The 21,376-nt window shown below is 36.4% G+C and carries 16 protein-coding genes and 3 tRNA genes; 8 read left to right on the top strand and 11 right to left on the bottom strand.

The window, feature by feature from the left end; genetic code table 11:
• Positions 1–169: 169 nt before the first annotated feature.
• Both J0H12_03955 and J0H12_03950 read right to left on the bottom strand, forming a co-directional pair.
• Complete coding sequence (locus J0H12_03955; protein MBN9413057.1) at positions 170–1,339, bottom strand: hypothetical protein; 1,170 nt, start codon at positions 1,337–1,339, stop codon at positions 170–172.
• A 58-nt stretch (positions 1,340–1,397) separates the two neighbouring features.
• Positions 1,398–2,057 (bottom strand): hypothetical protein, encoded by a 660-nt coding sequence (locus J0H12_03950; protein ID MBN9413056.1) that lies wholly within the window; start codon positions 2,055–2,057, stop codon positions 1,398–1,400.
• Between the two features lie 333 nt (positions 2,058–2,390).
• Between J0H12_03950 and J0H12_03945 the strand changes: the two genes are divergently transcribed.
• Entirely contained in the window at positions 2,391–2,840 is a 450-nt protein-coding gene (locus tag J0H12_03945) for a helix-turn-helix transcriptional regulator (protein ID MBN9413055.1), read from the top strand.
• Positions 2,841–2,858: 18 nt separating this feature from the next.
• On the opposite strand, the gene J0H12_03940 is transcribed toward J0H12_03945, so the two are convergent.
• From J0H12_03940 to J0H12_03930, 3 genes are all read right to left on the bottom strand, one after another.
• The gene (locus tag J0H12_03940) at positions 2,859–5,189 is read right to left on the bottom strand and encodes a hypothetical protein (protein MBN9413054.1); all 2,331 of its coding nucleotides are present in this window, start codon (positions 5,187–5,189) and stop codon (positions 2,859–2,861) included.
• Positions 5,179–6,879 (bottom strand): hypothetical protein, encoded by a 1,701-nt coding sequence (locus tag J0H12_03935; protein ID MBN9413053.1) that lies wholly within the window; start codon positions 6,877–6,879, stop codon positions 5,179–5,181. The genes J0H12_03940 and J0H12_03935 overlap by 11 nt, the downstream gene beginning before the upstream one ends.
• A gap of 307 nt (positions 6,880–7,186) precedes the next feature.
• Positions 7,187–7,262, bottom strand: a tRNA-Thr gene (locus tag J0H12_03930).
• 152 nt (positions 7,263–7,414) lie between these two features.
• Here J0H12_03930 and argS point away from each other — a divergent pair.
• Positions 7,415–9,175 carry an arginine--tRNA ligase gene (gene argS, locus J0H12_03925; GenBank protein MBN9413052.1) on the top strand — a complete coding sequence of 587 codons (1,761 nt, stop codon included), beginning with the start codon at positions 7,415–7,417 and terminating at the stop codon, positions 9,173–9,175.
• A 37-nt stretch (positions 9,176–9,212) separates the two neighbouring features.
• Here the strand turns inward: argS and J0H12_03920 are convergent, their stop codons facing one another.
• From J0H12_03920 to J0H12_03910, 3 genes are read right to left on the bottom strand one after another with little or no spacing between them, the layout of a single operon-like run.
• Positions 9,213–11,012 carry an ATP-binding cassette domain-containing protein gene (locus tag J0H12_03920; GenBank protein ID MBN9413051.1) on the bottom strand — a complete coding sequence of 600 codons (1,800 nt, stop codon included), beginning with the start codon at positions 11,010–11,012 and terminating at the stop codon, positions 9,213–9,215.
• Positions 11,009–11,356: an iron donor protein CyaY gene (gene cyaY / locus J0H12_03915; protein MBN9413050.1), complete on the bottom strand. Its 348-nt coding sequence runs from the start codon at positions 11,354–11,356 to the stop codon at positions 11,009–11,011. Before cyaY ends, J0H12_03920 begins: the two co-directional genes overlap by 4 nt.
• Positions 11,331–11,948: a DsbA family protein gene (locus J0H12_03910; GenBank protein ID MBN9413049.1), complete on the bottom strand. Its 618-nt coding sequence runs from the start codon at positions 11,946–11,948 to the stop codon at positions 11,331–11,333. The genes cyaY and J0H12_03910 overlap by 26 nt, the downstream gene beginning before the upstream one ends.
• A gap of 208 nt (positions 11,949–12,156) precedes the next feature.
• Here J0H12_03910 and J0H12_03905 point away from each other — a divergent pair, with 208 nt between their 5' ends.
• The gene (locus J0H12_03905; GenBank protein ID MBN9413048.1) at positions 12,157–12,957 is read left to right on the top strand and encodes a VacJ family lipoprotein; all 801 of its coding nucleotides are present in this window, start codon (positions 12,157–12,159) and stop codon (positions 12,955–12,957) included.
• 15 nt (positions 12,958–12,972) lie between these two features.
• On the top strand, positions 12,973–13,608 hold the full coding sequence (locus tag J0H12_03900) for an ABC transporter substrate-binding protein (GenBank protein MBN9413047.1): 636 nt from the start codon (positions 12,973–12,975) through the stop codon (positions 13,606–13,608).
• Positions 13,609–13,735: 127 nt separating this feature from the next.
• On the opposite strand, the gene J0H12_03895 is transcribed toward J0H12_03900, so the two are convergent.
• Positions 13,736–14,341, bottom strand: coding sequence for a prepilin peptidase (locus J0H12_03895; GenBank protein ID MBN9413046.1), 606 nt, complete (start codon positions 14,339–14,341; stop codon positions 13,736–13,738).
• 78 nt (positions 14,342–14,419) lie between these two features.
• On the opposite strand from J0H12_03895, the gene J0H12_03890 reads away from it, so the two are divergent.
• The gene (locus J0H12_03890; protein MBN9413045.1) at positions 14,420–16,081 is read left to right on the top strand and encodes a secretin N-terminal domain-containing protein; all 1,662 of its coding nucleotides are present in this window, start codon (positions 14,420–14,422) and stop codon (positions 16,079–16,081) included.
• 13 nt (positions 16,082–16,094) lie between these two features.
• Here J0H12_03890 and J0H12_03885 read toward each other — a convergent pair whose 3' ends face one another.
• Entirely contained in the window at positions 16,095–19,142 is a 3,048-nt protein-coding gene (locus J0H12_03885; protein ID MBN9413044.1) for an efflux RND transporter permease subunit, read from the bottom strand.
• Positions 19,139–20,230, bottom strand: coding sequence for an efflux RND transporter periplasmic adaptor subunit (locus tag J0H12_03880; protein ID MBN9413043.1), 1,092 nt, complete (start codon positions 20,228–20,230; stop codon positions 19,139–19,141). Before J0H12_03880 ends, J0H12_03885 begins: the two co-directional genes overlap by 4 nt.
• 119 nt (positions 20,231–20,349) lie before the next feature.
• Between J0H12_03880 and J0H12_03875 the strand changes: the two genes are divergently transcribed.
• From J0H12_03875 to J0H12_03865, 3 genes are all read left to right on the top strand, one after another.
• Positions 20,350–20,934, top strand: a complete 585-nt coding sequence (locus J0H12_03875; GenBank protein MBN9413042.1) for a DedA family protein — start codon at positions 20,350–20,352, stop codon at positions 20,932–20,934.
• A 151-nt stretch (positions 20,935–21,085) separates the two neighbouring features.
• Positions 21,086–21,159: transfer RNA gene (locus J0H12_03870), tRNA-Cys, on the top strand.
• Positions 21,160–21,231: 72 nt separating this feature from the next.
• Positions 21,232–21,307 (top strand) — tRNA-Asn (locus tag J0H12_03865).
• Positions 21,308–21,376: the final 69 nt, after the last annotated feature.

Here is a 21,376-nt window from a genome sequence, read left to right as displayed (position 1 = left end):
CATTAAAGAATAATGAGTAAAATGGTTAAAGGTGATGGATATAAAGAGTTTTTAGATAGGCTTTGTCACTAAACTATTGGTTGGCGCAGTCCCTACAATTAGCATAGTTATAGGTAGGAGGGGGATTTTAAGCAAAGTTTTAGTTGAATCGCTGATTAGCGAAAATAACTTATTTATAGTTTCCAATTATATAAGCAGTTTCTGCTTCCAAGCATTGGATAAACCCAACAACATGCTTCCTGATTTCTTCCTGACGCTCAGGGGTTAGATAAGATTCAGCCTCAAAAAAGCACTTTGAAAGATGAGATTTTTGGCTCAGGAATTCTAATTTCTTTTGCTTTCTAAAAGGCTCTAACGCTTCCTTTCGTAATAAATTTAGTGCTTCAATCTGTTCCCATTCTGCTTGAATAAAAGAAGAGACATTGTGGGAAGCATCAGTTGATACTTCTGGATATTCTAGTATTCCAAGGCAAGCGGCATAAGATAACAAATCTGCTTTTGCAAGCCACCTTAAGTAGTTAATGACGCCTAACGTGGCAGGGCAAGGGGTTATCCATTTGAGTTGCTCTTTGCTATAACCTAGTTCCATAAGTCCTTTTAAGAGCATATTGCTATACCAATAACTCTCAGAGAGTGTGCTACATAATTGTTCTTTTAAATTAGCATTGGCTGTTTGTGATATAGCGGCGCTTAAATGATCGGGAAATGAATCTGCGAAGTGATAGAGAGTAAAAAGATGCCGTTTCAATATTTCCTTAAGACTTTCTTTGTTATTCTCATTGATAGAGCTTATTTTCTCAACTCTTCTCGCGCATTCAGTACTCATAAGATGAGCATAAAAAGATGATGCAGGGACAAGACTTTTACTGCACAGAACTAAAAAACCTATCTCATAAAGAGGTTGTAAGGCCTGTATAACTTCAGTTTCAGAAGACGAATGAAGGCTTGCAATTTCTCTAATGGTATAATCCCCATACAGGTAAGGTAGCAGATCTTGAAGTACTAAACTGACCGAAGGATCAAATTTTATTGTAGAGCTTATATTTTTAAATCCCTGTACTAGAGTGTCTGAATGTTCGAGCGTATTTTGCTCATAAACAAGTGTGATATAAGGGTTAATTTTTAGTCGAATATCTTCTTGCAGAGAGCCTATCAACTTAGAAGAGACAATAATTCTAGTCCCATTGATATAACTTTCTGTACTGCCTGGGTGAGAAAAAGCAATTAATGATTTAAATAATTCAAGAGAAATTGTTTCATGAATACAAGTTGCTTGATTGCTCTTAAACCAACTTGTTAAAGGTAATAGTTGTTGATGCGGCCTTTCTTTTTTTTTCATTTTTATACCCTGTAATTTTTAGGAATTTATTTTTATGTCTGTAATCTTTAAGTAAGTCCTACATAGTCGTTAGATAATATGCCTCGTTCAAAAGCTTATATTCATGTAATGCGGCTTCCAAAAAAACTTGCCTTATTGCTGGATTATCTTTTTGAGAAATAGATTGGCACTGAGCATCAAGAATATTGATAATCCTTGTTAAGTATTCTTCTGCATTCAGAGAAATACAATTTTCAATGAACTTATTATAGGGATGTTCAAGTGGTTTGAGTGTTATATAGCGCTGACACGACATAGCCATCATCCCAAACCGAGGTATGATCGCGACAAGGAGCAATAATATTTGCTCTCCATCAATTAATGAGCGAAAAAATCCTATATATTCTTTGCACACTGGCGAAGCTTTATAGGTCTCTATCTTAAAGTCATTCACCTGATCATTGAAATTATCAGCTAGAATGAGAGAAATATTCGCGACTCTTAAGAGAGCAGAAGTAATGCAGGTTGTTGGAAACGACCTTGATAGGGATAATAAGTTCCTTGAAAGCTCATGCCATATCCAGGTTTGTTGTCTAACAAATAAGTCGTATTGCTCCGCTGTTAAACTTCCATCTATTAGGTGTCCATAGAACGGGTGTTTGAGAGCAGCTTCTTGGAGTAAGTGAGCTACACTCTCTACCGAATCTACAATAGGAGGTATTAAGTTAACTTGATTCATAAAACTATTCTACTAATGCAGGAAACAGAGGTTATTCTGGCAATTGAAAAGTGAACATTTTGTTCTCCCCAGCCGAACTTAAAAAGAGGCTCAGCCACTGAGTAGCGACTGAGCCAAGTTGAGGGGGAGATTTTACGTTGAGGAATACTCTGTTCCTCACGATTTGGCATTTGAGGGGTGCCAAATTGCTTAAGAAGCTTTAACCTTTTGGTGTTTATTAGTTGTATATTCTTATGATACACTTAAGTACCTGTTGCTTATATATGTGTTATACTGTAAGTTATATCTTACGCATTATAAGTTATATATGTCAATACTTATTTGAGATTTTTTATGGCGGCAATTCGGAAAGATTTAATTCGTGAAGAAATAAAAAGAAAGCAGTTAACTATTGCTGCATTCGAGCGCCTTGCAGGCTTGCATCGCAATGCTGTTCAACAAATTCTAAAGGGCCAAAATAAAAACCCTTCTTTAGAGGTGATGCAGAAAGTAGCAGATGCATTAGGATGCTCAGTCAGACAATTGATAGAAAGAAGCAGCATTGATGATGAAGAATTAAAAGTTAAAGAGGATATTACGCAAGAAATAACGGAAAAGCTCAATAGTGCTTTATTTGAAAAAACCGTTGCACTTGTTTTAAAACTTTATAATCAATTACAGGTTTCACATAATTTTGAACAAACACTGACTATTGTCAAACAAGTTTACTTATACTCTCAGAAGAATAACCTTGAAAATCCAGACGAGCGTTTCGCAGGGTGGGTTATTGGCACTATAGAATAAAAAAGATACAAGATTTACTTAAATTGCTGAAAGTGGCACTTTATGAACATCAAAGTTTTTTATAATTTCCAGCGTGCGATGATGGGTAGCCCCAAATTCTTGGGTGTGTTTTTGTAAGTATTTTTGTGCTAAAAACTTATCTTTAATACTTAAGCCTAATAGAGAGAGTTTCATATAGAGATCGCTAACATCATCTAACCCTTTTACAAGGCAGACATTATCGTAAATCTTTTCTGTCCGTAAGTATTCATCATAAGCTTTTTCGAGCTCTCCCTTTTTAAAATAGATATCCCCTAATACTTTGTGTGCAAATGCTTGATTGGTATGCTTACTTTCACCTTTATAAGCTTTATTATAAGTTTCAATACATTGCTTAAGGATAAGAATGGCTTCATCTAGTTGCCCTTTAAGACTTTTAAGAGCAGCCAACATGACTCTGGAACGCGCAGGCATAGCATGGTCATCTGTTTGAAAAAACTCTTGGCATTGATGATAAGCCTTTTCAGCAACTTTCAGGCCATCTGTGACCTTTCTTTGCTTTAATAAAATTTCTGACTGTTGGATGTATAAAGCGAACTTTAAGACGGGATATTCTTCAATGGTTTTTATTAGCTGTTCTGCTGTGATGCTTTCTTCATAAGCTTGTTGTAAATCGCCCTCGTCAGTTAATATTAAGGACTTAGCAAACCGAAACAAAGATTTATAAATTTTACTATTAGCGGCCTCGTAAAATTTTTCTCCTTGTTGTGCATATTCTTTAGCAGTCTTAACATTACCAAATACTGTATAAAATTGAGCTAAGTTTGTAATTGTCCTCAGTTTTTCATTATTCTGCCCATCTAATTTTAAAAGAATAGATAAAGCTTCTCCCATATTTTTTATTGAGAGGTGAATATCACTAATTTTCCAAGCATAATAATTCCCCAGATTAATAAGGTACAGGGCGTGCATAAATTCGGAAGAAAAATTCACATCCTTATTTAGTGCTGAGATCTCTTTAACTGACTTTTCAGCTAGATCAAGGTCTCTTAGTCCACTTAAATAACATTCAAGAAGTAAAACTCGAAGCGTTAATAATGATGGTGTCTTTATGCCGATAGCATTGGCATGCGTCGCAATCTTTTCTAGGTGATAAAGAGTTTCACGGTTTTCTAAAAGGCTCTGAACCATAACATCTGTTTCTTGATTCAAAAGATCCAGGAAAGCCTCAATACCATGGTTAATGATTTGTTTAGCTTGGTCTTGTGTAGCTTCTCTTTGAATTTCATTCTGGACAATCTCATGAATATTATAGCTTGTGTTATCACCCTTTATTGTTTTTTCTGGTTTATGTATTTCAATCAGCGAGTGCTTTAAAAGCGTAGCAATTAAAAAGTTATAGTCAGAGACTATTTTGGCATAATGAATCCATTTTTTAATGATATTTGCTGAAATATTCTTGCTATCGAGATAGGACATAAAAATTAAGAGAGCGTGGGCTTCTGGATTATTCTTCTTAATCTCATTAAAGGATATTTTTAATGTCCTGGAAGCGGTCTCGCTATAATTGTCCATAAAATTACCCTCATATATTGTTTTATCTCTGGCTTCTTGTACTATACCTTCATTTATGATTTTCTTATAGTTTTCTATATTACTTGAAGGATGCGTTTTAAGGTAAGCTACAGCTTGGGCAAGAGCCAAAGGATAATCCTTTAGTGTTTCAGCTAGGTCTTCTGCATTTTTTATATCTTGGTCATCTAGTATTCTTTTTATGTACTCTAGGGATTCGGCCCGTGTAAAATTCTTTAATAAAAGTTGATTATTCCATGTTGCAGAATTTTTAGAAGTGATAAGAATATGATTGAGTTTTTGAGAATGCTTTTCAGGAATATACTTCTCAATAACTTTTATATCTGAAGCATTATCAAAAATTAACAGCCAAGATTGATCAATTGTTCTAAGTTTATTCTTTGCAACCTCTATAAGAGTATTGAGACTTATTTGTTTAATTTGAATCCTCTCAGAAACTGGACTTACATTATTCCATTGCTCGCAAAACTTTACAATTTGGCTGGAAATATCCTTGGAAGCATCAAACCACCACACAATGTCATAGTTATTGTAATTCTTATGAGCATACTCTTTGGCCAGTTGAGTTTTACCAATGCCTGCAATCCCTGTAATGACAAAATACCTACCCATAGAGCTATTCATAAGCTGTTGCTGAATTTTCTCTAACTCTTGAGTTCTTCCTATAAAGTTCTCATTTTTTAGGGGAACATTCCATATTTTAGGGGGTTGTGAGTGAGCTGTTAGATGAATACTCACCAGAATTAAGAATCTTGAAAGCAAAGTTTTATTTAACATGATCTCCTCGAAGACTTACAACATTGCTGGAAGAGGATTTTTTCTTACTATCTTCCAAGCGGACTGGAATTTTCAACTCAAGCCTATTTATCTTGGTGTCGCTTGAATTTTTCGTTAATTGGCCCCCAGCATTTTTGATGAGTACTTCTATATCATCCCATGAAAGATTAAGAGGGTTAGAGTAGAGTTTAAATTTTGATTGGTGCTCTTTTGCTTTGAAAGCTTCAAAGTCCTTATCATTCCAAATATAGCCATCATCTTCGATGCTTAGGCTTAAGGCGAGGCTATGGAAGAGTCTACTTTCAGACATCTTTAATTTTATTGTGCCACGTTGTGGTAACCTATCTATAATTTTATAAATGATATTATAGAAAATCTGTAAAATAAGAGTTTCATCTGCATAAGCCTCTTTGAAACAATGAGTAAGATCGAGAGCGACATGTATATTTTTCTTAGAAATAAGATGAGAGCACATCGCTAGCGATTTTGTAATAATGCTCTCTAAAGAGCATTTAACAATATTGCTTACATTAATCATTCCAGACATAATATGATTTGCATTATCATAAATCTTGGCTGAAAGCTTAAGGTGTTCTTCAGGGCTTAGCCTTGAAATCATTTTTCCTGATAAGTCGCTCACAAACATTTGACTGATTTTCTGGATTTCTGCGCTTAATTGCTGAAATCTCCCCAAAAACTCGCATAAGGACTGGAACATGTATTGCCATTGATTTGTAGAAGCCTTTAAATCTTCATTTTGTTCTTTATAAGAGTTGCATTGTACCTGGTGGTTTTTAAGATCATTTTGGAGAGAATGAATTCTCGTCTCATAACGCTGACTAATTCTGGTTTCAATTCTTCGGTAAGCAACCAATAAATACAGTACAAATAACATCCCTAAAGACAAGATAAAGATAATAGGCCAGATTGTTTGCTGGAAATAGCTTTTTAATGTGTAGGGTTGAGGGCCACTTAGAAGAATTACTGTGCCTAGTTGGGAGAAATAAATATAAGATTTAAAGCTTTTACCCTGGTAAACAAGCGGAGATCTTAGAGTCTCTCTAGCTTTTAGAGATCTTTTATAGATGTGTTTCATATCTTGAATATTAATAATTGCAGAATTATGGCTCTCTTCCTTTCCCAAGAGAGATGCTTTCAAAGACTTGATAAAAACATAATCATTTGGTCTTAGACAAAGTCCTAAAAATAATTCGTCTTGTGTATAGATAAGGAAATATCTGCTATTAAAGAAGCTTGCAGTTTTTAAATTTACTCCCTTTAAAACTATCTCAGGATGAGTGATTTTACCATGAGAGGCAATAAGTTGATCCGTATTACCCATAGAAAGAAAGTATTTTTCATTGATTATGGAAGAAACATCCAATGAATCTTGATCAATAAACTTATAGTCCTCTTTAAGAAGAGAAGGAATTTTCTCCTCATACTGCAGACGAGGGGTTAATGAAATTCTTGTCTCAATAGTTTTTAGTATAGATAGTTGGATCTCAAGCTTCTTTTCAATGCTATTTCTAAGTTTATGGATATAAGTTGAATAGTCCTGTTCTCTGTAAAAGGATTTAATAGTATAAGAGGCGAGAATAAAGACAGCTAAGGCTACTAATGTAATACTCCCAACCCAAAGTAAGTCATAAAATAGAGGAGGTTTTAAGGCGTGCTTATTATCTCTCATTTTGCCACTTATGCCTGTGTGCTAACCTTATATTTATACTAATAAATAAAAGATAATAAAATAAAAATTGCTTAGTTGTCTAAGGGGGATGCTATAAGTGCGAAGTAATATTAGATTTCAGCATTCAAGATCCTGCTTAGAATGGTTAACCTGATGATGTTAGACTATCTGACGATTTTAACGACTATAATTTTAAGTAATTTTTGAGAACAAAACTTTTGCTTACTTTATGTTTAAATTTGCTCCCCATGTGCTCCCCCAAAGGGAAATCAATTTTGGGAAACAATGAATAAGTGTTTGATTTTACTGGTGCCGGATGTCGGATTCGAACCAACGACCTACTGATTACAAATCAGTTGCTCTACCAGCTGAGCTAATCCGGCGTATAAAGACAAAAGAAGGCTTAACATAAGAAAAGCACTCATTCAAGTAAAACTGAAAATTTATTCTAAACAATTTATTCTTTTTAATCTCTAGAGAGTTTTTGTAGAAGACGCTATAAAGAACGCAAGACAGAAAAAGAGATGAATTTTCAATGATACAGCCATTAGCAGATAAAATCGAACAGCACCTTCAAGAAGCTTTTCAAAATCTTGGATTAGAGCCCTCTTTAGGACGTGTTGTTCCTTCAGGACAAACGGACTCTCATTATCAATGTAATGGAGCTTTTAAGGGAGCCAAAATAAAAGGATGTTCTCCTGTAGCTTTAGCGAACGACCTCCAAGAGCAGATCTCTGCATTGCAAGCTTTTGCAACTCTTTCTGTGAGCGGCCCGGGTTTCCTCAATATTATTGTTCATGATGCTTGTTTGGCTGAGTATGGAAACCGCATTTTTGAAGATAAGCGGCTAGGCATCCCCTTGAAGGACATCAAGCAGAAAGTCGTTATCGATTTTGGCGGCATTAATATTGCAAAAGCAATGCATGTGGGACATTTAAGATCTTCAATTATTGGTGAATCCTTACAACGCATCGCCCATTCTTTAGGCGATGAAGTCATCAGTGATATTCATTTAGGAGATTGGGGGCTTCCAATAGGAATGCTCATTGAAGAATTTAGGATTTTGCATCCTGAATGGCCTTATTTTAAGGAAGATTTTAACGAAAATGAAATGGCCGCACCGCCCATTACAATTGAGCAACTTGAGGTTTTATATCCTCAGGCGGCAGAGCGTTGTAAAGAAGAAGGGGCTCGTGAGAGCGCGCGGAAGGCAACCGCTGATTTACAACAGGGGCATCGAGGATATCGAGCCTTATGGCAGCATTTTAGGCAACTTTCTGTCGAGGATATTAAAAGACAGTTTGAACCTTTAGATATTCGTTTTGATTTATGGTTGGGTGAGAGTAGTGTGAACGATCTCATCCCAGCTTTACTTCACCAGTTGACAGAAAATCAGATGGCTCAAGAGAGCGACGGTGCCACGATTGTCGAAGTGGCTACTGATGGCGATAAAAAGCCTATGCCACCCCTGATTTTGAAGACTTCAGATGGCAGTATAACGTATGGCATGACGGATATTGCGACGATTTCACAACGAGAGGAGATGTTTAAGCCTCAGTATGTTTTATATGTGGTGGATAATCGTCAAAGTCTTCATTTTGAGCAAGTTTTTCGAGCCGCTAAGAAAGCAAAAATTGCTGAAAATATGAGTTTAGAGCATATTGCTTTTGGAACTCTTAATGGTACAGATGGCAAACCTTTCAAAACGCGCTCTGGCGGTGTCATGAAATTGCAAGACTTATTAGAGTCAGCTATCACAAAAGCTCAACTTCGCATTGAAGAAGCGAATTTGGGAGAAAATATTTCTCCTCAAGAGCGAGATGACATTGCAAAAGCGGTGGCTATTTCAGCTATTAAATTTTCCGATCTTATGATTCCACGGACGTCAGATTATATTTTCGACTTGGATAAATTTGTTAGTTTTCAAGGAAAGACTGGTCCTTATTTATTATATACGGCGGTAAGAATCAAATCTCTATTGGCAAAAGCAAAAGAGCAAGGTTTAGCACCAGGGACAATAACAATTGAAACAGATAAGCAGCGCGACATTATTTTGAACGTTGTTCAATTAGCACGCATCTTAAAAACAAGTTATGAAGAAAGAGCCCCCCATCATTTATGTGAACATGCTTATGCTCTTGCTCAAAAGTTCAGTACTTTTTACCAAACGTGCCCTATCTTAAGTAACAAAGATTTAAACCAAGCAACATCTTGGCTTACACTTGCGAATCTTACCCTCCTTTGCCTTGAGAAAATCTTATTTCTGTTGGGAATTAAGATTCCTGAAAAGATGTAAAAAATTAAAGATTTGAGCGCGGGAAATAAAGATAGAATTATAGATATGTCTTACCATACGGATCTTTTTCTACATTAAATTTCTTAGAGTAGAGTTTATTATAAAGTCCCTTTTCTTTTATTAAGGCTTGATGAGTTCCTTCTTGAACAAGCTTACCTTTGTCCATGACAAGAATTCTATCACAATTCTGAATGGTTGTAAGATGATGAGCGATCACAAAGGTTGTACGATCCTTCATAAGATGCGCAAGCGCTTGTTGAATAAGGGATTCGCTTTGCGGGTCGAGTGCATTCGTTGCTTCATCTAAAAGCAGAACAGGCGCATTTTTCAAAAGTCCTCGCGCAATTGCGATGCGTTGACGTTGCCCTCCTGAAAGGTGTCTTCCCTGATCTCCCAAAATCGTATTAAAGCCGTCAGGTAAAACGTGAGAAAATTCATTAATATAAGCAGCTTCAGCTGCTTGCATAACTTCTTGATAAGTAGCTTCAGGGCGAGCAAAAGCAATATTTTGGTATAAGGTATCATGAAAAATGATTGTTTCTTGAGAGACTAAAGAAAAAGTTTGTCGTAACGTTTGAAGATTGAAGGCAGTTGCTTCGTGACCGTCGATAAGAATAGAGCCTTCTTGGGGATCATAAAATCGTAATAAAAGCTTAAAAAGAGTGCTTTTTCCCGCGCCAGAAGGACCAACGAGGGCAATTTTTTCTCCTTGCTGGATTTCAAAAGAAAAATTTTCAAGAGCCCAGATATGAGGGCGAGATGGATAAGCAAAGCAAATATTTTTCAGGCGAAGATGACCTCGGATATATTTCTGAGGCGTCAAAGGAAAGAGCGCCTGATGAAGCTTAGAAGGTATTTTTAAAATTTCAAGAAGGCGACTCATGGCACCAGCAGCTTTTTGAAAATCTCCGAGAACTTCGGCAATTTCATTTAAAGAACCCGCAGCAATAAGAGCATAAAATAAAAATGAGAGGAATGTTCCGGGGCTTAGATTCTTTAAAATGACGGCATGTCCGCCTAAACTTAGAAAGCTACTAAGCGCCACAAAGACACATCCAATTACCACAGAAATTAAGAGGGCTCTTATTCGAAGACTTTCTCGACTTATGTTAAGGTTGGTCATATTTAAGGTGGAAAATTTCTTTATCGTAGCTTCTTCTTGGGTAAAAGCTTGGATTGTTGTGACACCCGAAAGTCGTTCTTCTGAGAACGCGATGAGATCACCCTGGGCATTTTGTCCTTCTAGAGTTTTTCGTTTTAAACGGCCTCCCAGCAATCCGATGGGTAAGAAAGCAATTGGGATAATTAAAAGGGAAAAAAACGTTAATTTCAGACTTGTGAAGCACATCAGAATGAAGGCTCCTATAAATTGAATGCTTCCTCTAATGACGATCGCCCCAGACGAACTTAAGAGTGTTTTAAGAAGAGTGCAGTCTTCACTCAGGCGTGCAACAATATCACCTAAACGAGCCTGATCAAAAAAATGCGCATCAAGTTTCACAAGATGAGCAAAAAAATCTTTTCTTAAGTCAGCAATAATTTTTTCTGCAAGCCAGGATGTACTAAATAGCCGAATATAAGCAGAAAAAGCTAAGACTAAACTTAATCCAATAAGGATAAAAACAGCTTGATTAAGAAATTCTAGATTACCAGTTTGAAAACCGCTGTCGATTAAAAAACGAAGACTTGGTCCAATCGCAAGAATGGAAAAAGCAGCACCACAAAGAGCAATAAAGGTTTTTAAAAGAGAACCAAAATGAGGTTTTATATAGGGAATAAGTGCTTTTAAGGGAGAATAAAAACTTAAAAAATAACTTTGAGGTTCTTTTTCGGTCATCTTAAGTCAACTGAAAATCCGCAAAGTTGAGAGAGATCTTTTTCAAGGCAAATAAAGAGATCTTCATGTGGAAGGCGGGTTGATAACCATTTTCTTTGGTGATCATCCCACGAAAAATGAAGAGCTCCACTTAAAGGGGATGAAAACCAAATTTGGCTGCTGGGTGTGTGGAAATTTAATAAGATTGTAGTCTTGTTGGGGAACAATATTTCCATCATATCTCCCGTTTCTTCAATCTCTCCTTTATCTTCTAAAATGTTTTCAAGAATTGATGAAAGAGATTCAAAAGTTTTCTCTGCAATGCGTTTTAAATTTAAGTTATTTTGCATGCGCGACAGAACCATTAAGAATCTTTTCTAACTCTGAGAATTTAAGATCGTTCGCATAAACCTTTCCATTAATAATAAATGTGGGGGTACCTTCAATCGGTAAAGCTTTCTCATAAATCACCCTCTTTTTTATAATGGCATCTAACACTTTGGGGTTTTTTATAATTTGTTCACAAAACTTTTCGTCCAGGCCATAAAGTCGGCTAAGTTCTTTAAAATCTTTTGTTTCAATCCATTGTGCTTGGGTTTCAAAGGTTTGCTGAAGGGCTTGATGTTGTCGGGGGAGAGGAACATGAATTAAAATGGCGGTTGCTCTTAGGGCTGTTGCATCTGTTGGAAAATGTCGAAAGATAAATTTTACTTTACCTGTATCAATGTATTTCTTTTTTAGATGAGGCCAAGTTTGAACATGAAATTCCGCACAATGCCCGCATGTTAGGGAAGAATATTCAATAATCGTAATAGGTGCGGATTCTTTACCCACGACAATTTCAGGGATATCTTCTGCTTTAACAAGAATGTGCTTTTGTTTTTTTTCAACATCCGCCGCAATAGACATATGGCTAAAAAAACAAAGGCCTAAAAATAAAAAAAATTTATGGATCATCTCTCAGTTGCTCAAGTTCTTAAAATGATGAAATTATAGCTCAGCTAATAAGGAAAACCAATACCATGGCTCATTTTAATATGGAAGATCATGGTGGTTTTTCCGAAAGTTTTATTATAATACATTAAAAATAATATTTAGTTGTTAAGAATTTAGTGATAATTTCACATTATTTTAAAATTAAGAGAAACCAACCTTAGATAACCTCATGTCTCATAAACTTAATCTTTTTATCGCAAAATATACTTTTTTTGCCCTCTTATTGGGGATAAATCTTCTTTTTTCTTCATATAGCCATGGATCTGGATCATATTTGAGTGATGCAGATATTCTTGAAAGCATTGATGAAACAGTCATGATGAATGATCCTTTGGAGGATCTTAATCGGAGTGTTTTTAATTTTAATCAATATTTTGATAAATATATCTTTAGTCCGGTAGCTGAAGTTTATGATGAAGGATTGCCTGACGAAATTAAGGATAGAGTTCATAGCGTTTTAATAAATCTTACGACACCTCTTGTTTTTATTCATGATGTTTTTCAAGCTGAAGGAGAGCAAGCTGTTGATTCGTGTGCTCGTTTTTTAATTAATTCGACATTAGGATTAGGGGGGCTTTTTGATCCTGCGGCTGAAGTTTTTGATATTCAATCACATACAAGTGATTTTGGGCAGACTTTAGGAAAATATGGAGTTGATGAGGGCGCTTACTTAATGATTCCTATTTTGGGCCCTTCAACGGTTCGAGATTTTACAGGAAGAGTTTTAGATTTCATTATCGATCCTGTGAATTATCTGGCTCGCAGGAAACATGCTTCTGCTGTTATTTATACCCGTACAGGACTCACAGCTATTGATGCTCGAGTGAATGCAAATGCTCTCTGGAAACGCGTAAATAATGGCCATGATCCTTATATCACGCTGCAGAGTATCTATGGGCAAAATAGAAAATTTATGATACAAGGTGACACGGCGATAGGATTGGATTCGCCGAGACCTTCCGCTGAATAAATACAGGAATTTGAAATGGTGTGGTTATATCGAAAGCTAAGTTTTCTTCTTTTATTCGTATCACTTACGAATCAATCTTTTTCTCAACCGACAAGCCAAGAGAGTGAACCTTATAAAAGTTTTATTACAAGCCTTGGAAATAACATTATAAATATTCTCGTAAATAAAAATGCCCCTTTAATTCAACGTAAAGAAAAATTCCGACAGGTTTTACGAGATTATTTCGATGTACCAGAGATTGGAAAATTTGTACTTGCAAGATATTGGAAAAGAACAACAGACCAACAAAAAAAGGAATATTTAGCTTTATTTGAAGACGCTATCGTCGATAATTATGCGGCTCAGTTTGATAATTATCAAAATGAAATATTGGAAGTACAAAGTGTTCGTGAAGATTCTGATCACGGTGTCATGGTTATGAGTGTCATTAAGAGACAAACTGGAGCGCCACCTCTTAAAATCGATTGGAAAATTTTCAAAACAAAAAAAGGCCTTCGCGTTTATGATATTATTATAAATGGGGTTAGCATGAGTATTACTCAACGTTCTGAATATGGGGGCGTTATTAGCAAAAACGGAGGTCGCGTAGAGGGCCTTTTAGAGCTCATGCGTAAAGGAAAAAGTCCTACTTTCACAACAGCAGAGAAATAAGAAAGCATTTAAGTTTAATTGAGTAATTTTTGAGAATATATAACCAAGAATCCAATAATAAGTGCCGGGCCAAAAGGGAATCTTTTTTCTTTCTTGAATTTGTTCCATACAATACCTGTCAAAATCCCTAAACTTTTCCAGAGAGTATAAACCACAAAGGAAGTTGATCTACGTCTAATCCTAAAGATAGAGCGCTCATGAGCTTGATATCTCCATCTCCTAAGGCATGAACATTCTTTATTCTGGAAAACGCTATTTTTAGCCCTAATGCAATAACTACCGTCGCGAGAAGTGAAGAAAAGTTCAAAGGAACATTTTTAAAATTAATAACGTGTAAGCATAAAATTGTTAGGGCAATTAAAATATTCATTGAATCTAGAATGAGTTTTTCTCTCAAATCAATCACAATGACAAGGATAAAAAGATAACTTAACAAAGATAGAAGGAAAGCCGTTAAGAGACTCGATGAGATTTTAAAACAAACTACAAAACTTATAGCCGTGATCCCTTCTAAGAGGGGATAGAGCAAAGATATTGGATGATTACAGTGTTTACATCGGCCTTTCTGTAGGCACCATGAGATCAAGGGAATGAGTTCTAAATAACGAAGATGATGGGTGCAATTAAAACAATGAGAGTGGGCCCATAAATTAAGATCATTCCGTGGAAGTCTTCTAATGAGAACGTTGGCAAAGCTTCCAAATGCGAGTCCAATAATAAAAACTAAAACCATGGGCTAGAATTCACCTAGAGTTTATTAATATGTTTTCGTACATTTTAAATAATTTACACTATACTAGGATTTTTAGTAGTGCGTCACTATTTCGCGACCCTTGTTGTCTTTTTAGGGCTTCCAGCTTGTAAAATGTCTGAATATTATTCACCCTATGACAAGGTAACAAAGTTACATCCTTCTGAATATGAGAGTAAACTTATAGAAGAAAGTTCTGTTCAAAAAAGCACTTATATTCCAATTGTATCTAAAAAAACGAATGAAAATATACCTCCTGCTTTAAAGAAAAAAGTAACGCTTTCGATAACAGAAACAATAAAATTAAAAGATATTTTTATGCAAATTGCGCATCAAGCAAAAGTAGATATAGCGCTTGATCCTCTTATTAAAGGAGGGATTAATTTCCAAGTCTATAATAAAGAAGTAATTGAAGTGATACGTGAAATATGTGCAATTGCACATCTCCGTTATAAAATCTGCAACAATATTTTGAGGATAGAATTAGATTATCCTTATTTGAAAAATTATAATGTCCAATTTTTATCATTATCACGTGCAAATCAGAATCGTATTTCAATAGCGACAGATGTTTTTACGGCCGTTGATAGTCGGAAAGCAGAGCTTGATAATGGCTCTAACACGCTTCTTGAGACAGAAACTAAAACAGATTTTTGGGAGGAAGTAGAAAATACATTAGCAACAATATTAATGCCTGAAAATAAGCAAGAGGACCAGGTCGAACCCTCTTATGCTATTCATAAACAAGCTGGCCTTATTTCAATTTTTACAACTGAAGCTCAGCATCTTCAAGTCGAGAAATATTTGCAACTCTTAAGTGAAAATACCGTTTCTCAAGTCCTTATTGAAGCTAAAGTTGTTGAAGTGCTTTTAAAAGATGAATTTAGAAGTGGCATTAATTGGAATATCCTTAAGGAAAAATTTGTTCTGCAAGCCCCTCTAGGAAGATTGGGGACACCTGGTATTTTTAAGCCAGAAACCTCGATACAGAAAGAGGTTTGGACAGTTGGCGCAAGAGGACCAGAGCTAACAAGCCTTTTACATTTTATGAAAAAATTTGGAACTGTCAGGACTCTTTCAAGTCCACGTTTAACAGTAATGAACAATCAATCGGCAATTCTCAAAGTTGCGACAAATCATGTTTTTTTTCGAATAGATTATAATCGTGATTATGGATATGACTCTCGTCGTGAACATGAATATGTTTCAAGCGAGGTTCAAACAATACCTATCGGCCTTGTGATGGTTGTTCATCCTGCTATCAATCTTGAAAATAACTCAATCACGATGGCTTTGAGGCCCACAATTTCGCGGATTGTTAATGAAAAGCAAGATCCAGCAGTAGCAATTGTTTCACAACAACAACAGCAATCACTTGTTCCTGAAGTTCAAGTGCGAGAACTTGATTCTGTTGTTCATATGAAGTCGGGTGAAATTGCTGTGATGGGGGGATTAATGGAAGAACGTTCAGATAATGAGCAAACAAGCCTTCCTGGCATCACAGAAACAGTTGAAGATTTGAAGATACCTTTTTTTGATTTTTTATTTAAAAGCAAAAATGATCAAAGAGTTGTTTCGGAGTTGATAATTTTCTTGCGAGCAACAATCATTCATAATGGAAAAGAGGAAGAAATTTTAACATCGACGGTTATGCCAGCAGATCAAACCGTATATGAAACTTTTGCAAAAGATCCTCGAGCTTTTTCATTCAAAAAATCCTAAAATGATTTGAATATCAAGTCTCATCTATCTCTTTTTTTAGATGAGGAGCTGCAAGATAAGTATAAGCGATTGGAACGATAAAAAGCGTGAAAAACGTGCCTATTGTGAGTCCTCCGACAATAACCCAACCAATCGCATTTCGACTTTCACCGCCAGCACCAGACGCAAATGCTAATGGAACAGCTCCGAGCACCATCGCTCCTGTCGTCATCAAAATAGGTCTTAAGCGTAGACTTGCAGCTTCGCAAACAGCCTCAATTCTATTTTTTCCTTGTAATCGAATGTGGTTAGCATACTCAACAATAAGAATACCATGTTTAGTGACAAGACCCACCAGCGTTACAAGACCAACTTGAGAATAAATATTAAGGGTGATCCCATTTAATTTCATAGCTAAAAGGGCTCCAAAGGTTGAAAGAGGAACCGAAAAAATAATAATAAAGGGATCTCGGAAACTTTCATATTGCGCAGCTAATACAAGATAAATGAAGATAAGAGCAAGGAAGAAGATAAAATATATTTCTTTACTTGATTCTTTAAATTCTCTGGATTCGCCGGCATAATCAATTTGAATTTCTTTATCTCCTAAACTTAAAGTAGCTTCTTCAAGAATTTTAAGGGCTTGTTCCAGAGAATAACCTTCACCAACTGTGGCAGAAATTGTTGCAGAACGAAGTTGATTAAAGCGATTTAAATCTTTAGGGGCGACAGTTTCCTTTATTTTTACAAGATTTGATAAATGAGTCATGGTACCATTTTTGTTTCTCACAAAAATATTATTAATTTGTTGTGGCGTTAAGCGATCGTTATCTGAAATTTGGACAATCACGTCATATTGCTTTCCATCTTGTTTAAAGCGAGTGGCTTTTTTCCCACCTAAAAGAGTTTCTAGTGTCCTGCCAATAGCGCCAACTTCTGCTCCCATGTTATTAATTTTCTCACGATCAAGAAGTATACTTAATTGGGGCTGATTCAGTTTCAAATCGCAATCCATATTCACAAGTGCAGGAGAGGTTCGTGCCTTTTTAAGGACTTGCGTAACAACTTTGTCGAGATGTTCATACGACGTGAGAGATTTTATAACAAATTGTACGGGGCGCTCTATGGCGCTCTGGCCTAAAGAGGCAGGATTAATAGGAAACGCAAGAATATCTGGAATAGAAAAAAATTGAGGAAAGAGAGCTTGAACAATACTTTGTTGTTTCCGTGAGCGCTCTTCCCAAGGTTTTAAGCGAGAAAAACTAATAATTTGTGAAACAACAGGGTATCCTGCGACAACGAAATAACGTTCTATCTCAGGGATGTCTTGATAAATTTTTTCGATTATTTTAGCGGACGTTGACGTATAACCAATTGTTGATCCTTCAGGGGCAACGCCTATCCCAATAATTGTGCCTCGGTCTTCAAGGGGCGCGAGTTCTGAAGGAGTCATATGGAATAATACACCACATCCAATAAAAATGGCGCCAGCAATCCCTAATACATATGCTCGATGATTGACAGAAATTAAAAGCCATTTTTCATAGGAATTTCTTAATTTTTGGAGATGATTCTCAATCCAGAGTGAAAATTTACCTTCATCTTTTATTTGATGAAGTAAACGTGAGCACATCATCGGGGAAAGTGTTAGCGCCACAAAGCCAGAGACAAGAACGGCACCTGCGAGGGTTAAAGCAAATTCAATAAATAACTTTCCTGTGCGTCCTTGAGAAAAGGCCATCGGTGTATAAACAGCGGCAAGAGTGATCGTCATCGCAATAATAGAATAAGTAATTTCACGACTTCCAATAAGAGCCGCTTTAAGAGGCGAGATCCCTTTTTCAATATGATGATAAATATTTTCAAGCATAACAATTGCATCATCTACGACAAGGCCTATAGCGAGAACAATTGCCAGGAGCGTCAACGTATTAATTGTAAAGCCAAACATATACATCAATGTAAGAGCCCCAATAAGAGAGATGGGAATTGTCACGAGAGGAATTAAGATGGATCTAAAATTTCTCAAGAAAAGGAAAATGACAAGCACAACAAGAATAACAGCTTCTAAAATTGTTTTATAAACTTCCTTAATCGAGCGATCAATGAAGACTGAAGTATCATAGGCCACATCGACATGCATGCCTTCAGGAAGAAGAGTTCTTAAGGTATGAAGAGCATTTTGAACCTCTTGAGAAATTGTAAGAGGATTGGCGGTTGCTTGTTTTACGATGCCAATTGCAATCGCTTGATTCCCCATGAAGCGCGCGATAATACGTTCATCTTCGGGCCCTAATTGTGCATAACCAACATCTTTTAAGGTGACAGCAAAGCCATTGATATTTTTGAGGACTAATTTATTAAATTGATCTGGTGTCGCAAGGTCACTATTTACAAGGACGGTGAATTCTCTTTTTGTATTCTCAATGCGTCCAGCAGGTACCTCAAGGTTTTGGGAGCTTAAAGACGCAATAACATCATCAGGCGTTAATTTTAGAGCGGCTAATTTTAGGGGATCTAACCAAATACGCATAGCATATTTACGTTCGCCTATTAAGCGCGCTTCAGAAATGCCATCAATATTTTGAAGGCGTGGTTTTACATAACGATCTGCATAATCAGAGATTTGCAAAGGGCTAAAGCGGTCGCTTGAAAAAGCGAGATAAATGATTGGTTGTGCATCTGCTTCTACTTTTGCGATGGTGGGTTCTTCGATGCCATCTGGAAGTTTATTGCGACTGCGACTTACTCTGTCACGGACATCATTTGCGGCCGCTTCAGGAGGTTTTGTGATCCGGAAACGTAAGGTAATTTGGCTTATTTCTGGACGACTGATTGAGGTCAAAATATTTAAACCATCGATTCCTGCTAAGGTTTCCTCAAGAGGTTGTGTAATTTGGCTTTCAATAATTTCAGCACTGGCACCTTGATAAATTGTTTCAACAGTCACAACAGGTTCATCTATATTTGGGTATTCTCGAACGGCAAGTCGAGTATATGAAATACTTCCGACTAATAAGATCAAGAAGTTTAAAACGAGTGTTAAGACAGGGCGGCGAATACAAAGCTCTGGAAGTTTCATGAAGAAGCTCCTGGGGCTTTTTCTAGAGATACATGCATGCCTGGAGCAAGTTTATTATGACCAGCAGTAATAATGAGATCATCTGCTTTGATTCCTTCAAGGACTTCAATCATTCCTTTTTGACGAAGGCCGGTCTTAATTTTTATCAATTGGGCTTTTTGATCAATGATTTTGAAGATAGAAACACTGTCATGACTAGGAATGAGGGCTTCTTCAGGAATGATTAAGCTATTTTTTCTCGTTCCTAAGATAATTTTCACTTTCACAAACATACCAGGTTTTAAGGTTAAGTTAGAATTTTCAAGGTGTGCTCTGATGCAAAGGTTCCGACCGTCTTCATCGATGTGGGGGTTAATAGCGTAAACTTGTCCTTTAAATTTCTGATCAAGCAAAGCTGGTGCTTCTAATTCAATTTCTTGCCCTGATTTTAACTGAGTAGCATAAATTTCAGGGAGCGTAAAATCTACTTTAATCGGATCAATTTTTTCAATGTTCACAAGATCTTGCCCTATTTGAATATAATCGCCTAGGCTGAATTTTCTAAGCCCAATGATGCCATCAAAAGGGGCGATAAGAGCTGTTTTATCTAAGCGGGCTTTTTCAAAAGTGACTTGGGCTTCGTTAATTTTAAGTTTTGTATTGGCTTCATCATGATCACTTCTTTTTCCAAAATTTTTCTTTAATAAGGAGGCGGCTCGCCATGTATTGATTTTACTTAAAGCAAGATTGGCCTCGGCTTGAGCAAGTTGCGCTTTGAACATCTCACTATCCAGGGTGATAAGGACTGTTCCTGCTTTAACAAGTTCACCTTCTTGGAAGTTAAAAGAAACAATTTTTCCTGCGATTTCCGGGCGAATAATAACAGATTCATCTGCTCGCACCGTTCCTACAGCTTCAGCAATATCCATGACATCTTGAATGATAGGTTTTTGAGCGGAGACCAGAGTGGCCATCATCCCTGAATGTGTGTGATTATTTTTATTAAAAAAAGAAGGTAAAATAAATTTGTAAAGGGAAGTCGCGATGATGATAAACAACATACCCATAGAAATAATTGAATACTTTAAATTCTTGATGTCGAATTTCATGAAAAAGCCAACCCCTTATTTTAAAAATATGCTATCTTAACGAATAATATCGAGAAAAGTAAGCGGTTTTAGAGAAGAGAATATTTTGATAGTTATTGAAAAAAGAAAAAGAGGATAAATTGATTGAATTTTTCACGACACATGGTCCTTGGCTTGCGTATGTAATTTTATTTTTAGGATCTTTAGTCGAGGGTGAGTCCATTGTTTTGACAGCAAGCTTTTTAGCGTACACTGGATTCTTATCTCTTCCTATGGTTATGGCAATTGCTTTTGTTGCAACTCTTTTTGCGGATCAAACTTTGTTTTATGTCGGAAGATTTTATGGACCTGGGTTGTTGGAGAGACATCCCAAGTTGAAAGAAAAATCGAAGCGTATTTTCGCCCTTCTCCATAAATACAATACCCCATTTATTTTAGGGTTTCGGTTTGTGTATGGTATTCGAACGGCAAGCCCTCTCATCATAGGGGCGTCAGGGGTAGATATTAAACGTTTTACGCTGTTGAACTTTTTGGCCGCCGTGATTTGGACCGTTATAAGTTGTTTAGGAGGATATTTACTCGGTTATCTTTTTGCTGACGTGATCGAAGAAGTTATCCATAAAGTTGGGCATTATCAAAAGATTGCATTTTTGAGTGTAGGAAGTCTTTTAGTTATAGTTTTGGGGATTTTTTATGGGCGAAAAAAATGGCGCGAAAAAAATTAAAAAATCATTGAAAAGAAATTGGTTACTTAGGTTTTTGGGGTGAAAGAAAAACTACTAATTTAGGATCATCATAAAATATTTATTTTGAAATCTAGTTAAGCATTGACCCATAGAACGTTAATCGCTACATTTCTTTCAGTTTAATGCCTGTGGCCGGGTGGCAGAGTGGTTATGCAGAGGACTGCAAATCCTTGTACGTCGGTTCGATTCCGGTCCCGGCCTCCACTTTTCTAAGATTAATTATTTTAGGACTAGTTTAAGGCTTTAGACTTTGTTATATAGACTTACATTAAATGTTCCCCGGTAGCTCAGTCGGTAGAGCAAGTGACTGTTAATCACTGGGTCGGCGGTTCGAGCCCGTCCCGGGGAGCCATTAAAATCAACGGTTTTAAGTCTATTACTTTTTTCTAGAGAAATAATTGTCACCAAATTGTCACCACTA

Origin of the sequence: Candidatus Paracaedimonas acanthamoebae (genome assembly GCA_017307065.1) — a bacterium.
In the GTDB taxonomy this organism is placed as follows: Bacteria; Pseudomonadota; Alphaproteobacteria; order Caedimonadales; family Caedimonadaceae; genus Paracaedimonas; species Paracaedimonas acanthamoebae_A.
This window is presented reverse-complemented; position numbering and strand designations above follow the sequence as displayed.

Excerpts from the sequence above, each read along its gene's own strand:
- argS (MBN9413052.1), top strand. The coding sequence starts at position 7,415 with ATGATACAGCCATTAGCAGATAAAATCGAACAGCACCTTCAAGAAGCT.
- J0H12_03900 (MBN9413047.1), top strand. The coding sequence starts at position 12,973 with ATGGTGTGGTTATATCGAAAGCTAAGTTTTCTTCTTTTATTCGTATCA.
- J0H12_03905 (MBN9413048.1), top strand. The coding sequence starts at position 12,157 with ATGTCTCATAAACTTAATCTTTTTATCGCAAAATATACTTTTTTTGCC.
- J0H12_03885 (MBN9413044.1), bottom strand. The coding sequence starts at position 19,142 with ATGAAACTTCCAGAGCTTTGTATTCGCCGCCCTGTCTTAACACTCGTT.
- J0H12_03950 (MBN9413056.1), bottom strand. The coding sequence starts at position 2,057 with ATGAATCAAGTTAACTTAATACCTCCTATTGTAGATTCGGTAGAGAGT.
- J0H12_03920 (MBN9413051.1), bottom strand. The coding sequence starts at position 11,012 with ATGACCGAAAAAGAACCTCAAAGTTATTTTTTAAGTTTTTATTCTCCC.
- J0H12_03935 (MBN9413053.1), bottom strand. The coding sequence starts at position 6,879 with ATGAGAGATAATAAGCACGCCTTAAAACCTCCTCTATTTTATGACTTA.
- J0H12_03945 (MBN9413055.1), top strand. The coding sequence starts at position 2,391 with ATGGCGGCAATTCGGAAAGATTTAATTCGTGAAGAAATAAAAAGAAAG.
- J0H12_03940 (MBN9413054.1), bottom strand. The coding sequence starts at position 5,189 with ATGTTAAATAAAACTTTGCTTTCAAGATTCTTAATTCTGGTGAGTATT.
- J0H12_03880 (MBN9413043.1), bottom strand. The coding sequence starts at position 20,230 with ATGAAATTCGACATCAAGAATTTAAAGTATTCAATTATTTCTATGGGT.
- J0H12_03895 (MBN9413046.1), bottom strand. The coding sequence starts at position 14,341 with ATGGTTTTAGTTTTTATTATTGGACTCGCATTTGGAAGCTTTGCCAAC.
- cyaY (MBN9413050.1), bottom strand. The coding sequence starts at position 11,356 with ATGGTTCTGTCGCGCATGCAAAATAACTTAAATTTAAAACGCATTGCA.
- J0H12_03910 (MBN9413049.1), bottom strand. The coding sequence starts at position 11,948 with ATGATCCATAAATTTTTTTTATTTTTAGGCCTTTGTTTTTTTAGCCAT.
- J0H12_03955 (MBN9413057.1), bottom strand. The coding sequence starts at position 1,339 with ATGAAAAAAAAAGAAAGGCCGCATCAACAACTATTACCTTTAACAAGT.